Origin of the sequence: Roseateles sp. DB2, assembly GCF_051857535.1 — a bacterium.
GTDB lineage: Bacteria > Pseudomonadota > Gammaproteobacteria > Burkholderiales > Burkholderiaceae_C > Roseateles_B.
The window spans coordinates 514,488-529,295 of record NZ_JBPZGY010000003.1; the positions used below are offsets into that span (position 1 = coordinate 514,488).

General features: G+C 62.9%; 9 protein-coding genes and 1 tRNA gene. 4 read left to right on the forward strand and 6 right to left on the reverse strand.

Annotation, left to right across the window (positions count from 1 at the left end; genetic code table 11):
• Positions 1–34: 34 nt before the first annotated feature.
• From ACS5PK_RS07370 to ACS5PK_RS07380, 3 genes are all read left to right on the forward strand, one after another.
• On the forward strand, positions 35–2,395 hold the full coding sequence (locus ACS5PK_RS07370) for an alpha,alpha-trehalose-phosphate synthase (UDP-forming) (RefSeq protein ID WP_439439580.1): 2,361 nt from the start codon (positions 35–37) through the stop codon (positions 2,393–2,395).
• Positions 2,396–2,404: 9 nt separating this feature from the next.
• Complete coding sequence (gene otsB, locus ACS5PK_RS07375) at positions 2,405–3,181, forward strand: trehalose-phosphatase (RefSeq protein WP_439439581.1); 777 nt, start codon at positions 2,405–2,407, stop codon at positions 3,179–3,181.
• Between the two features lie 460 nt (positions 3,182–3,641).
• Positions 3,642–6,071: a hypothetical protein gene (locus tag ACS5PK_RS07380; RefSeq protein WP_439439582.1), complete on the forward strand. Its 2,430-nt coding sequence runs from the start codon at positions 3,642–3,644 to the stop codon at positions 6,069–6,071.
• A gap of 684 nt (positions 6,072–6,755) precedes the next feature.
• Here the strand turns inward: ACS5PK_RS07380 and ACS5PK_RS07385 are convergent.
• Positions 6,756–6,831, reverse strand: a tRNA-Ala gene (locus tag ACS5PK_RS07385).
• A gap of 111 nt (positions 6,832–6,942) precedes the next feature.
• Here ACS5PK_RS07385 and ACS5PK_RS07390 point away from each other — a divergent pair.
• Positions 6,943–7,830, forward strand: a complete 888-nt coding sequence (locus ACS5PK_RS07390) for an alpha/beta hydrolase (protein WP_439439583.1) — start codon at positions 6,943–6,945, stop codon at positions 7,828–7,830.
• Here the strand turns inward: ACS5PK_RS07390 and ACS5PK_RS07395 are convergent.
• The 5 genes from ACS5PK_RS07395 to ACS5PK_RS07415 form a co-directional block, all read right to left on the reverse strand.
• Positions 7,827–8,522, reverse strand: a complete 696-nt coding sequence (locus tag ACS5PK_RS07395) for a PEP-CTERM sorting domain-containing protein (protein WP_439439584.1) — start codon at positions 8,520–8,522, stop codon at positions 7,827–7,829. The genes ACS5PK_RS07390 and ACS5PK_RS07395 overlap by 4 nt on opposite strands.
• A gap of 539 nt (positions 8,523–9,061) precedes the next feature.
• Positions 9,062–9,676: a YitT family protein gene (locus ACS5PK_RS07400; protein WP_439439585.1), complete on the reverse strand. Its 615-nt coding sequence runs from the start codon at positions 9,674–9,676 to the stop codon at positions 9,062–9,064.
• 7 nt (positions 9,677–9,683) lie between these two features.
• The gene (locus ACS5PK_RS07405) at positions 9,684–9,902 is read right to left on the reverse strand and encodes a DUF2788 domain-containing protein (protein WP_183102927.1); all 219 of its coding nucleotides are present in this window, start codon (positions 9,900–9,902) and stop codon (positions 9,684–9,686) included.
• A gap of 5 nt (positions 9,903–9,907) precedes the next feature.
• Positions 9,908–10,717, reverse strand: coding sequence for a DUF2189 domain-containing protein (locus tag ACS5PK_RS07410; RefSeq protein ID WP_439439586.1), 810 nt, complete (start codon positions 10,715–10,717; stop codon positions 9,908–9,910).
• A gap of 145 nt (positions 10,718–10,862) precedes the next feature.
• Positions 10,863–14,808 (reverse strand): heme utilization protein (locus ACS5PK_RS07415; protein ID WP_439439587.1); only part of this gene is annotated, 3,946 nt, incomplete at its 5' end.

Consider the following 14,808-nt stretch of genomic DNA (forward strand, 5'->3'; position numbering starts at 1 on the left):
CTTCAGTGCTCGGGGCGCATGCCGGGATCCAGGAATGAAGACACTTCGACTTCAGCTGCGCTTCCTGCTTCCGCTTGCGGTCGCGCTGGTGGGGGCGGCCTACATCGCGCTTCCATTGCTTGATCAGGTTACGCTGCGATGGTTTTCGCGGGACCTCAATAGCCGTGGCGCCTTGATGGTCAATGCACTGTCCGATGCCGTGGCCGAAGCACTGCTGGAGCCCCGTGCCGATCGCCTGGCAACCCTTCTTGACCGAGCGGTCCAGGACGAGCGCCTTTTCGCGATCGCGGCTTGCGATGCCAACGGCGTTCTGCTGCACGCGACCCGATCCTTCCCGGATGGCCTCAGCTGCGCCCGCAGCCTGGCGATCGCCAACCGCACGGATCCGCGGCTGAAGCTGGCGGGCGGGGCCGTGCATGTCGGCATTCACGTCGTGACGCGGCCGTCACCGGACCCGACAGGGGCGCCCTGGCTTGGCGCTCCCGGTGCCAGTGATTGGGCAGGCTCGGGCGCGGCCTTGGCCACCGAAGGCCGCGTGCCGTCCGCCATGGAGAAGGTACCGACCAGCCCTGCATCCGAACTCGTCGGTCGGCTGGTAGTGCTGCATGACATGAGCTTCATCGAGAAGCGCAGCCAGGACACCCGACGCTACCTCATAGGCTTCATTGCCAGCCTGGGCTTTGTCATTGCCCTCATCACCGTCAGCGTCGCACAGCTGAGCTGGCGCGGCTGGGTCAAGGGTGCCCGCGCCATCATGCGGGGCGAAGGCCTGGTCAGCCCCTTGCTCCCGCCTCCAGAGCTGGCGCCCTTTGTCGATGAACTGAGGAACAGCTTGCGCGACCTCGAGGATGAGTACCGGCGCATGCAGGGGCCACCGCTCGAATGGACCGGCGAGCATCTGCGCAGTCTGCTCCAGACCCAGTTGCGCGGAGACCAGGTCATTGTGGTGTCCAACCGTGAACCCTATCTCCACGAGCACTGCCCCGAGGGCATTGTCGTGCGCCGGCCCGCCAGCGGCCTGGTGACCGCAGTCGAGCCTGTGATGCGGGCCTGCTCGGGCACCTGGATTGCTCATGGCAGCGGCAGTGCAGACCTTGAGTCCGTGGATGGCAATGACCGTGTCGCTGTGCCGCCTGGCATGGAGGACTACCTGCTTCGTCGCATCTGGCTGACACCCGAGGAAGAACAGGGCTACTACTATGGCTTCGCCAATGAAGGGCTCTGGCCGCTGTGCCATGTGGCGCATGTGCGCCCGGTCTTTCGCGAGTCGGATTGGGAAGCCTACCGGCAGGTGAATCAGCGTTTTGCCGATGCAGTCGTGGCCGAGGCGCGCGGTGAGGATCCCGTGGTCCTGGTACAGGACTACCACTTCGCCCTGCTGCCCGCGATGATCCGTGCCAAGCTGCCGCAGGCCACTGTGCTGACCTTCTGGCACATTCCCTGGCCCAACCCAGAATCCTTTGGCATCTGTCCCTGGCACAAGGAGATTCTGCAGGGCATGCTGGGCAGCACCATTCTGGGCTTCCACACCCGCTTCCATTGCAGGAACTTCATGGAGACGGTGGACCGCTTCCTCGAGGCCCGCATCGAGGCCGAATACTCGACCATCAGTGTCCAGGACAAGGAGACGCTGGTGGAGAGCTACCCCATCTCCATCGAATGGCCCGATGAAGCCCGGACGGCTGCCTGGCCCAGCGTGGCCCAGTGCAGGCAGCGGGTCGTGGACCGCCTGGGCCTGCCTTCGGACCTCTGCCTTGCCGTCGGCGTGGACCGCTTTGACTACACCAAGGGCATCCTGGAGCGGCTCAACGCGGTGGAGCGCCTGCTGGAGAAGGCGCCGCAATGGATAGGCCGCTTTGTCTTCGTGCAGGTGGCCGCGCCCACCCGCTCTTCCCTGGACGAGTACCGCAGCTTCCAGGACCACGTGGAGCGCGTGACTGAACGCATCAATGCACGCTTCGGCAGGCCAGGCTACCGGCCCGTGCACCTGCTCGCGCAGCACCATGAGCCGGATGCGGTGAATGAGTTGTTTCGCGCTGCCGACATCTGCGTGGTGACCAGCCTTCACGACGGCATGAATCTGGTTTGCAAGGAGTTCGTAGCTGCCCGAGACGACCAGCAGGGTGTGCTGGTGCTGAGTCGCTTTGCCGGGGCTGCGCGAGAGATGACCGAAGCCCTGATCGTCAACCCCTACCACGTCGAGGAGACGGCCGACGCCCTGCAGCGTGCCGCGACCATGCCCGCCGCCGAGCAGCGCGAACGCATGGTGAGCCTGCGCAGCACGGTGCGGGAGTTCAACGTCTTTCGCTGGGCGGCACGCATGCTGGCCGACGCCGGACGCTGGCGCCTTCGAGCGCGGGTGGAGGCGCGTGTTCGGCGCCTGGGTCCGCGGTGAGGGGGGGCCATGAAGCCCCACATCTTCAGTCTGCAAGGGGAGCAGGCTCTGGCCATGACTATGGCGCTGCAGCCGCTGCTGGCCTTCGACTTCGACGGCACCCTGGCCCCCATCGTGACGATGCCGGACATGGCTCGCATGCCCTCTGGGGTCGTCAGCCGCCTGCGCCTCCTCTCGCAGCGACTGCCCGTGGCCATCGTGACCGGCCGTGAGCTTGCCGATGTACGCAAGCGATTGGACTTCACCCCAAAGTACATCGTCGGAAGCCACGGGGCCGAGAGCGAGCTGCTGGATGCCTCACCGATGTGGGTGAGTGCCATGGCGTCGGCGCGTGAGTGGCTGCAGCCCTTTCGCACGGAGCTGCAGGACCTCGACGTGCACATCGAGGACAAGCGCAGCTCCATTGCCCTGCACTTCCGCAGGGCACGCGAGCGCGAGCGGGCCCAGCGCAGGCTGGAGGAGATCCTCAAGACGGCGGGTCCAGCCCTGCATGTGTTCGGGGGCAAGCTGGTCTACAACATCGTGGCCGCCCGGGCGCCCGACAAGGCTGACGCCGTTCATGCCGTGATGGCTCGCGAGGGATCTGCCTCGGCTGTCTTCATTGGTGACGACGTCAATGACGAGCCGGTGTTCCAGCGTGCGCCCGCCCACTGGTTGACCATCAAGGTCGGCCGCACCAGTTGGCATTCCAGGGCGCGCTACTACCTGGACAGCCCGAGTGAGATGGCCTTGCTGCTCGACCGCATGCTGGCGCAACTGGCCGCTGCGCCAGCCCCCTCCGGCTAGCGGCGCAAAAGGGGGCGGCAACTCAGTGCTGCCTGCTTGCGCGGCTGTCCGGTGCTACTGCGCGCTGCGCGGCGTGTGTGGCATCCTGTTCTCGTCCATGGGGTGAATCACCTGCCACATTGCGTGGCCACCGCTGTTTGCAGCAATGCTGGCGCGTGGTCCCCCTGGCTGGCGAGGCGTTGTCTCGGAATCCATCGCGATGGAAGCTGAGATCTGCTTGATGGCGTTCATCGAGGCTGGACCTGGGTGCCCGGAAGGCAGCTTGACTTGGCAAGCCTCGCGAATACCTGGCGAACTCAGCTAACGGCTAAACTACGCTCAACGGCTGTCCAGGCGTCACAACGAGCGCAGCGTAAGGGAGGGATTGTGCAGCGACGAACACTTGATGCGCCGCCGAGCCTCCTTATCGCACGGATTGCCTCGGTGCCATACGTCAATCCGGCCGACCAACGTGCCCCCTGTGTCGCTGGACCATCGCTTCCGCGGCCTGTTGGCACTACGGCGCAGCACCTCAAGCACCCCAAATCTACTGTCGCGGCAACTGGGTGCGAGTGCATTGAGCCATCCTGTTCTGCAGGCAGTGTCGGTGTTATCCGCTGCGGGACGCTTTCGACTCCATGCTTCCATCCCTCTTGCTGCTGCCTCCGGCCTGCACAACATGCTTCACACGTTTAATACGGTAGTTATCTCTGGCGTACACAGTGGCCCAGACCCATCACCCGGGTTAGGCATCGCCAAATCAATAAAGCAGGCATACCCGCAACTCCGGCTGATCGCCAAGGATTACTCACTGCGAAGTAGCGGCATCCACGATCCCGTCTTTGACGAGATACAAGTCATGCCCGCATGGTCAGAGATGTCGCTTGATGCGCATCAAAAATACATAGCGGAGCAATTGAGTGGAATGCAGGCCCTCTATATTTCTGGCTTGGACGCCGAAATTGATTGGCTCTCGACGCTTCAGAAATTTCCAGCGAATGTCCTGACTCCAGGTGCGGCAGCGCTCGATCAAATACAGAAGCCAACAATATCGTGCGCGGATGAGCTGGGAATGCAGATACCAGAATTCGTCCCAGCCATGGCGTCGCAAGTCGATCTGCACAGTCTTGCCAGACGATCAGGCTGGCGTGTGTGGGTGAAGGGAAAGTTTCATGAGGCCTACGCCGCGTCAAGTCATAGGGAAATGATTCTACGCCTTGCCCAAATGCAGGAAAGTTGGCCCATCGAGGATATCTTCCTGCAGCGTGGGATACAAGGACTTGAACGTTCATATACCTTTGCGGCCTTCAATGGGGAGCTATTGGGTGTCTCCGAAGTGGAAAAGCGGAGCCAAACATCAGCAGGTAAGACATGGGCGGCGGAAGTCTCAATGCCCTCCCAGGAAATAGTTGAGAGGATTGCAGCATTCGCCCGGCGGACATCATGGACGGGAGGCTGCGAAGTTGAGTTCATCAGAGATCGTCTTGGAAAGGACTGGTTGATTGACGTCAACCCTCGGTTTCCAGCTTACATACATGGTGTAACCATCTGCGGGCTGAATCTGCCGGGGCGCCTGATTGCAGCAGTTGCGCGTGAGGAATATTATGATCCAGTCCCCTTTGGAGGTCAGTTCACCCGAGTTGTTGTTGAGTTGCCCGTCCGCCTCGATTCCCGTATTCCACCGGTCGAAAATTCAGGGGGGGCTGTAGCGGTCACGCAAAAGCACCCGTCCTTTCAGCCTGCGCTTGTTGAAAAGCGCCGAGAGCAACGCGAATCGCCGTTCAGGAAGCCCCGCAGACAAGGCGACAGATCTTGGATGCTCGGAGGGGGGCTTGCTACTGGAGCTCGAATTCGAAACTCAAGTCAGGAATCAATTGATTCCTCTCTCATGGCCTTGGACCAAGCTGTTGGTGCGCTGTCAAATCGAATCAAGGTAACGCCCGCTCTTAGCATCAAGACCGATCCTCAGGGATTTTTGGCTCAAGCCTACTTGTCCAGAGGGTGGTATGCCGAGGCCATTAGTGCAGAAGAGCTGTCTTGGGCACGTCTCCAGGGCTATGGGCCAAGCCAATTAATCGCCAACGGCCCGGTAGCCGCCAGTTTTGTCATTGAAAATGACAAACCGGTGCGCTACGCATTTGCTGACTCAGTCATTTCTTTGTCAAAACTTACCCAATCCGCCGCGCGAAAGTCCGTTGGCATCAGAATCCGTCCAAGCAAGGTTGCGTCAAGATTTGGCATTGACATGGCTGATTATCATGCCTATAGCGCGACATTGGATGCCATTGCAATGCTTGGTGCGAATGGCAGCTTTGCTGCCCATATGCATCTGCCGGCTGATCAGATTGGGCCTGCTCTCTGGATTGACTGTTTTGAAGAACTGATGAATTGGGCGAAGACTATATCTCAGGAGACTGACGTTCCAGTATCAGCTATTGATATCGGAGGCGGCTGGCATTCCGAAGACTTTGTCGACGTCTTTCTGCCTCTTCTGATGGAGCGAGTCGCTCCTTCCGTGATGAAGCTTGGGGCGTCGGTCGAATTAATATTTGAGCCAGGAAAGGCAGTTTCTTCGAATTTGGCTAAATTTGTGGCAAACGTTATTGAGGTGCGCGACAACGCGGGTCTTGATTCTATGGATGTGCTGGTTGACTGTTCAATAGCGGATCTTCCAATGACCCAGTACTACGCCCATAGAATTGAACATTATCGCGGAGCAGAGCTGGTCGGCGTGCTTTCGGGTGGCAAAAGCCGGGTTCTTGGTTCTATTTGTATGGAGACTGACATTTTGGCCGCTGGTATTTCTTTTCCTGCATTCCCGGAGCGGGGCGACAAGCTAGTCTTCCATGGTGCTGGAGCATATAACTCCAGTATGGCTTGGCCATTCGCGAAGGGTGAAACCCGTGATTGATCAACGTGACCTTGCCAGGATAACTTCATACTTGTCTGAGCCTTCAAGTATTTCCCATCATCGAGCGGATTGCTGCAATAGAGCGTCGCGATGGCTATTTGCCCTTGATCGCGCTAATTCCTTCAGTTCCGGCAGCTTTGATCCTCCGCTATGGTTGCGGCGTCAATATGGATGGGCGCCGCATAGCTGGCCGATATATTGGTGCCAACTTCCACTTGTAGATGACCTTGACTGCGGCTCACTGGCAGCCCTAGCGACGGAGTTGTTTCGCGCCCGGGGTCAAACCGCACTGCCGGTGCAACTCGCCCTCCAATATCCACAGGAGGCGATCGCTGTATGGCGGAACACATGGGAGTCATCCTTGGGGCACGCAGCCTGGATCGGCGATAAGGTCTGTTACCACGAGGCTTGTGCGCTGCCGGCTCAGGGGGAGTTAAAGATATGGGACCCTACTGAGAGCAAGTGGCTGACTTCCCCGGCAGGCGCGCCGCAGCGATATGGCCAGCTGATTGCGATGCGGGTCTTCGGCGACAAATCAGCGGGCCCGCTGACATTTGCAGGTCGAGTGATTGAGCCGGGACAATGGACGAACCTTTTCTAAGCAGAGACCTGCTGTATTGGCCCTGCAAATCCTGCTCAGGTCATGCCGCTAGTGCAAAGGCTTCAGCAGGTGTTCTCATCATGTGGTGGAGAGGAGGAGGATCGAACTCCCGACCTTCGCATTGCGAACGCGACGCTCTCCCAGCTGAGCTACCCCCCCACGACGCGAAAAGTATAGCCATCCCATATGACACCTGCGAGTCGATATGGGAACTGAGCGAAACTGCGGGCTACCGCCACCGAGCCTGGGGCCGAGCGCCCGGGAGCCGTCATGTCCGAACTCAGCGCCCATAGCGCGCATAGCGCCGAATGGCTCGAAGCCCAGTACAACAACCGCCGCCGGGTTCCGGATGCCGAGGCCATCCTGCGGCGCTGGTCCGAAGCCTCCGTCCTTGTGCGGGAGCAGGCCCGCTGTCAGCTGGACCTGCCTTATGGCGCAGGATCGCGGCAGCGCCTTGATGTGTTCAGCGACAGCGTGTCCAAGGCACCCGTGCTGGTTTTCATCCACGGCGGCTACTGGCGGGCGCTGAGCAAGGAGGACGTGTCCTTCATCGCCCCCGGCTTCACCAGCGAAGGGGCAGTGGTCGTTATTCCGGGCTACGACCTCTGTCCGTCAGTCAGCATGGAGCGCATCCCCCTGCAACTGGCCGAAGCCCTGGCCTGGGTCTGGCGCCATATCGCTGACTACGGCGGCGATCCCAACCAGATCGTGCTGGCAGGTCACTCAGCAGGGGGTCATCTGGCTGCGCTCCTGAGCTGTTTTGACTGGAAAAGCCTGGCGCCGGACTTGCCGCGGCAACTGGTCAAGGGGGCGCTGTCCATCTCCGGGGTGCACGACCTGAGTCCGCTGGTGCACACGCCCTTTCTTCAGCCGGACCTCCGCCTGGATGAGGAGAGTGCCCATCGGCTGAGCCCTGTGCATCACGCACCGCCCGATTCACCGCTGTACACCGTGGTGGGGGGCGCGGAAAGCGACGAGTTCAAGCGCCAGTGCCGGCTGATCCAGCAGGCGTGGGGCACGCAGGCCGTGCCCCTGCTTGAGGAAGTGCCTGGCTACAACCACTTCGACCTGCTCTATGACCTTGTGGCGCCTGAGGGGCTGACGCATGCCATGGCTCGCAAACTGCTGGAGCTGCGCTGGTACAGCCCGCTACTCTAGGCTTGCTTGGATTCTGCCGCTCCGGACTCGTCGGCATTTTGTCCATGACCGTGGAGCTTCTTCTTTGCCCGCCCGATGAGCTGGCCACCGACCAGCAGGAGGGCCAGCAGGACCAATGCCAGGGAGCCGGGCTCCGGTACCTGCGTGATGACGACCTGGGGATCCACGTCCGTCGAGTCTGTCTGCCGGGTGTTCCACACGTCCCAGTCATACCATTTCACGTGATAGGTCCGGGAATGGGGCGCGCCGTCGTCAAAGAAGTCTGCATAGGCTGGTGGATGGCCCCGTGGGCCCGGCGTGGAGACGTGGGCTTGGCTGTTCGTGAATCCGCCCGCATCCAGCCACAGAGAGAAGAAGTGCTCCAGCGGCCAGTCGTCCAGGGACCAGACTTTTGTGTGCGATTCGACTTCCAGTTGGAAGTCCAGCAGGGGTGTCGTCCAGGGCGTGCTGCCTAGAACCAAGGGCCGGCCTGCATCATCGAAGACAAAGGTTTCGAGATAGTGCTTGCCCGATAGGCTGCCAGTGTCAAAGACGCCACTCACGGTGTAGCGCACGAGGCCGGCCTGTGCGGATTGAGAAAGGCCCAAGGACAGCAGGACAGCGACCAGGGCGGAAAACAGGAGCGCCCGGCTGCTCCGCCACCTTCCGGGTATTCCGCCCCGTAGGCGGAACAGGATGCTGAGGCGATTCATGGTGTGACCTTCACAGGATGAGCTGATGAAGCCCCGGAGCCTTCCATGCGCTGACCGGACCTCGAGGGACCGGCCGCCCTGACGCCTGCATGCTGCGAAGGTGCGCATCAACCTGGGGCACGATGAGATTCCACGGATGTCAGTCAGGGCGCAGGCACCTGTCAGCAAGGGCCTCCAAGGTGCCGGTGTTGGAGATCGATTCGTTTCCTCGGAAAGCAGAGGAAACTCCTCGGCCAGAGCGTCGAATCCCTCAAGCAGGAAGCAGGAAGCAGGGCCTGGAGGCTTGCTCGCTGCCTTGCGCCTGCATGCGGAATGCGCGACGGCCTCAGGGCAAATGGGATTCCAGGCCGCAGGCGCGGCGGTCTGGGCGCAACTGGCCGACAGGGTTTGCTGTCCCGAGGGGCGGCAGTCCGGGAGGCTCCTGCCTTGTACGCATTGCAGTCAATGCTGCAGTCTTTCTTGCAAGCTGCAGTGCCCTTGGGTGTGATACCCAGGATGGCCGGCCCTGTCCTGTCGAGGATCCAGCCAGCCGCTCGCGCTCACACCGCCATGTAGCGCCCAGGCCGGTGATTGATGGCCAGCGCCGCATTCATCGCCGCCATGCCTACCAGGGAATAGCCGATGCGCTCCGGGCTCACGACAGCCATCGAGAGGAGCAGGATGCTCGCATCCAGTGCCGCCTGCATATAGCCTGCACGCCAGCCGCGGCTGTCTTGCAGGTACAGCACGAGGATGTTGAGGCCGCCCAGGCTGGCACGGTGGCGGAACAGGATCAGCATGCCTGCCCCAATCATCAGCCCACCGGCAATCGCCGCAAACCAGGTGTTGATCTGGGAGAACTGCACCAGGCGCGGCAGGGCCTCGGAGAGCGTGGACATGAGCGTCACCGCCGCCACCGTCTTGAGCGTGAAGGCCAAGCCCATGCGCCGGTAGGCCAACCAGTAGAAGGGCAGGTTGATGCAGAAGAACAGCAAGCCGAAGGGCCAGCCGCTGGTGTAGTGCAGCAGGAAGGCGATGCCCACGGTGCCCCCCGTCAGCATGCCCACCTGCTTGAACAGCGCGACGCCGAGTGCGACGAAGAGCGTGCCCGTCAACAGGGCCTGCGCGTCGTCGAACAGAGTGTGTCGGAAACTCTTGGTGCTGATCACGCCCATGCGCGCCTCATTCGCCGACGCCGGCCAGGAAGAACTTGATCAGGCCCTTGGCAGCAAAACCCACCAGTCCGAAGCCCAGGCCGAGCAGCAGGATGAAGGTGCCGAACTTGCCAGCCTTGGACTCGCGCGCCAGCTGCAGGATGATGAAGACCATGTACAGCATGAAGGCGGTGACGCCCACGCTGAGCCCGAACTGGGCGATCTGTTCCTCGGTATAGCCAAACATCTCTTCTAATCGTTGCGGGTCAGGCCCGAGGTATCGACGAGGTCACGGTAGGCATGCCAGCTGGCATGCCCCAGCCAGGGCAGTACCACAATGAACCCCAGCATCAGCGTGGCCATGCCAAGCAGGGTCAGGCTCATGACAAGGACAGCCCACAGCGCCACCGGTGCCGGGTACTCCATCACCACGCGCCAGCTCGTGAAGACCGCGCCCAGCACGCCGATCTGGCGGTCCAGCAGCAGCGGCACCGCGATGACCGTGGAGGCGAAGACCGGGGCCGCCAGCAGGGCGCCCAGCGCCAGCCAGATCTCGAAGAGGTGGCTTTGCTCGTTCAGCACCACGTGGCGCAGGAAATCCAGGGGCTTCAGGATGGGAACGCCCGCGAAGCCGGTGATCAGCGAGGCTGAGGTCATGACCCAGCCCGTGCCTGCGAAGGCCAGCAGCACGCCGAATACCACCAGCCGTCCATCGTGAGGCCGCCAGGCATTCAGGACGGTGTGCAGCCCGGGTTGCCGATTCAGCTCGATGTCCCGGCTGATGGCATACAGCCCGGTGGCCAGGATGGGCGCCACCAGCAGGAAACCGCTGAAGGCCCCTGCGAGCAGCCAGAAGCGGTCCCGGCCGAGCAGGAAGATCAGCGCGCCCAGCAGGGCGAGCACCAGGCCGTGCAGTAGCGAGGGGCCGGGGCAGCGCGTCATGTCCGCCCAGCCGCGGGCCAGCCAGCCCAGGGGGCGCAGCGGCGGCACGGGCTTGACGCCGAATCGGCGCGACTCCTGCAGGGCTTTCTCGGTGTACTTGTTGGGCATCAGGATGTTCATGCTGCCATGCTCGGCCCAGGCGGGGCTTGATGGGCATCAAGACTAACCCTGATGGCCATCTGTGCCGTCTTCGGTCTGCAGGGCCTGTCCATGAAAAAGCCGCCCCGGCCTGAGGCGGGGGCGGCTTTTGCTGAGGGCTTCGGCCTCAGATCAGCGGCACGATGCGGTTCAGCTCGTCGTCCTCGCCAGGCGCCTTGCGCATCGGCACCAACTGGTGGTGCAGCACGCCATGGCTGCCCGGCTGGGTGACGCCATCTCCGAGCAGGTGGCCTGCAGGACCGGCCAGAACGTCGCCCAGGCTCAACTTGGGCTCGCCTCCGGACTTGCCGTGCTCATGCGTGGCTGTCTGCGCCTCGCCCGTGCCGGCGTCGCCACTGCCGGCCTGGCCGGTGTCCTTGGCGAACCAGACGTCGGCCATGTCATGCGTCTTGCCGTCGCTGGTCGTGTAGCCGGAGACCAAACCCACCAGATTGCCGTTGTTCATCGCCGTGCTGGTCTGCGCCTGCAGGTCCAGCGAGGTGATGCCCAGGTCCGCGATGGATTTCAGCTCGCCCGCATCAGACTTGCCGTCGTGATTGGCGTCCACCCAGATCTTGAGCTGGCCGAACTGGGCGTCGGTAGACGTCAGCTTGCCGTCGTGGTTGCTGTCCATCGCGGCCATGGCCTGGTAGCCGTTGACCGCGCGGCTGCCGTCCGCCATCACGGTGCCGCTGCCGAACAGCTCCTTGCCGTCGTTGATCTGGCCGTCGCCGTTGCGGTCCATGACCAGCAGGCCGTCATTGCCGCCCACCCAGCCCCACTTCTGGACGTTGCCCGTGCCGTTCAAGTCGAAGTTCACGCCCTGGGCGGCAGCCGTCGTCGAGACGCCGTTGCCGTCCAGGTCCAGCACGATGGGCGAGGTCAGCCACAGCGCGTCAAGCTGCGAGCCCGTCATCGCGTGGATGGCCTCGGTGGTCAGCGCGCTGAACTGGGTCATGTTCAGCTTGGCGATGTCCTCCGACTCCAGGCCCAGCACCTGCTCCGTCGTCAGGCTGTGGATCTGTTCTGTGGTCAGGCCAGCAATCTGCGAAGTGGTCAGCGCCTTGATGTCATCGCTGGCGAACTGCGCGAACTGTTCCGTCGTCAGTGTATGGATCTGCGCAGAGCTGAAGGCCGCGATCTGCGTCGTGCTCAGCGCGTTGATGTCATCGCTGCTGAAGGTGCCGAGCTGGTCGGTGGTGAGCGCCAGCACCTGGGAGGTGGTCAGCGCTGCGATGTGCTCGGTCCCGAGGGCCGAGAACTGCTCCGTCGAGAGCGCATGCAGGGCAGAGGTCGACAGCAGCTTGATGTCATCGCTGCTGAAGGCGACCATGTCGGCGCTGTCGATGCCCTTCACCTGTGCCGAGGTCAGCAGGCCGATCTGCGTGCTGGTAAAGGCGTCGATCTGATCCGAGCCGAAGGCGGCCATATCGTCCGATTGCAGGGCGCGGAAGGCTGAGGTGCTCAGGGCGCGAATGTCATCCGACGAGAACGTCACGATCTGCTCGGAACTCATCACGCCAACCTGTGCAGCGCTCAGTGCGGCCACCTGGTCCGAGGCCAAGGCCTGGACGTCAGCGGTCTCCCACTTGCTGAGCTGAGTGGTCGTCAGCGCTGCGATCTGCACCACTCCCAGCGTCGGTACCTGATCACTGGTCAGGGCGTTCAGCTGGTCACTGCTCAAGGCGCGGACCGCGAAGGCATTCAGGGCTCGCAGGTCGTCCGTCTGCATCGCCGCGATCATGCCCACGCTGATGCCTGGCACTTGGACCGAAGTCAGGGCCGCCATCTGGGCAGTACCCATGGCATTGAAGTCGTCCGAGCCCATCGCATTGATCTGGGCCGAACTCAGCGCCGCCACCTGGGTAGCCGTCAGTGCGGCCACCTGGTCGGAGGTCAGCGCCACGAACTGATCCGTCGTGAAGTTGCGCAGGGCCGAAGTGCTCAGGGCGCGGAGGTCATCCGTGGCCAGCGCTGCGATCTGATCGGTCTGCAGGCCGGCAATCTGACTGGAGGTCAGGCCGCTGTACTGCGACGTGGTCAGTGCGACCAGTTGGTCGGTGCCCATCGCACCCAGCTGGGCGCTGCTGATGCCGCGGATACCTGCGCTGCTGATGGCCTGGAGATCGTCGGTGGCCAGCTTCATGAACTGGTCGGTGCCGATGGCCGCCACTTGCGCCGAGGTCATGGCTGCGTACTGGTCGGTGGTGAAGGCCACCAGATCCTCGCTGCCCAGGCCTCGGATCTGCGCGCTGGTCAGCGCATTGACCTGGGCCGTGGTCAGGGCGGCGAACTGGTCGGAGCTGAGCGTTCCCAGCACGTCGGTGCTGATGGCGCGCAGGGCCGTGGTGCTGATGGCACGCAGGTCCGTGGTCTCCATCGTTGCCAACTGATCGCTGCTGAAGCCCACGATCTGGCTGCTGGTCAGTGCGGCGGCCTGGGCGGTGGTCAGCGCCACCACCTCGTCCGTCGTCAGTGCGGCGATCTGTGCGGAACTCAGGCTGCGCAGCGCGGAGGTGTTGAGCGCGGCGAAGTCTTCGGTCTGCAGGGTGCGCAGCTGGTCAGTGCCCAGGGCCGAGACCTGGGCAGAGCTCAGGACGGCGAACTGATCGCTGCTCAGCGCATTCAGGTCATCGCTGACCATGCCCTTGATCTGGGCGCTCGTGAGCGCAGCCACCTGGGCCGTGGTGAGGGCGCCGATCTGGTCTGAGCCCAGGGCGCCGATCTGGTCGGTACCCAGCGCCTTGACTGCGGAGGTGCTCAGGGCCCGAAGGTCGTCGGTCTCCAGTGCGGCGATCTGCTCGGTGCTCAATCCCTTGACCTGGGCACTGGTGAGTGCTGCAGCCTGGGCGGTGGTCAGGGCCTTGATTTCGTCGGTCGAGATACCACCGAACTGGTTGCCCGGGGTGGTGGCAAGAGCCGCGATCTGGGCCGAGGTCAGAGCCACGATCTGATCGCTGCTCAGGGCGGCGATCTGGTCGCTGCTCAGCGCCTTGATGGTGCTGGTGCTGAGTGCGCGGAGATCGTCCGTCTCGATCTTGGCGATCTGGTCGCTGGTGAGGCCGGCGACCTGGGCGCTGGTCAGTGCGGCGGCCTGGGCCGTGCTCAGGGCCACGATCTCGTCCGTCGTCAGGGCGGCCAGTTGGGCGGAGTTCATGCCACGCAGGGCCGCGGTGTTGATGGCTGCGAGGTCTTCGGTCTGCAGCGTCTTGACCTGGTCCGTCGTCAGTGCGCCGACCTGGGCGCTGGTGAGCACCTTGAACTGGTCGGAGCCCAGGGCATTGAGGTCATCGCTGGACAGGGCGCGCAGCTGGGCGGTGGTCAGGGCTGTGACCTGGGCGGTGGTCAGCGCGCCCAGTTGATCGGAAGTCAGCTGCGCAAGCTGGTCAGAGCTGAGTGCCTTGATCACCGAGGTGCTCAATGCACGCAGATCCTGGGTCTCAAGCTTGATCAGCTGGTCGCTGGTCAGACCGCCGATCTGTGCCGATGTCAGGGATGCCGCCTGATCGGTGGACAGTCCGATGATCTGGTCGCTGGTCAGGGCGCTCAGCTGCGCAGAGGTCAGCCCCTTCAGCGCGGCGGTGTTGATGTTGCCGAAATCATCCGTGGTCATCGTGCGGATCTGATCCGTGCCGATGGCGGCGATCTGGGCCGAACTCAGGACCTTGATCTGGTCAGAGACCAGGGCATTGAGGTCATCGCTGCCCAGGCTCTTGATCTGAGCCGTCGTCAGCGCGGTGACTTGTGCCGTGGTCAGCGCACCGATCTGGTCGGAGCCCAGGGCGCCGAGCTGATCAGTGCTCAGAGCCTTGATGGCGGCGGAGCTGATGGCGCGCAGGTCGTCGGTCTCCAGCGAGGCGACTTGATCCGTGCTCAGTCCGCGGACCTGGCTGCTGGTCAGCGCAGCCGCCTGTGCAGTGGTCAGGGCACGGATGTCATCGGTGGCGAAGCCGCCGAACTGGTTGCCCGGGGCGGTGGCCAGGGCGGCGATCTGGGCCGAGCTCAGGGCCACGATCTGATCGCTGCTCAGGGCGGCGATCTGGTCGCTGCTCAGCGCCTTGATGGTGCTGGTG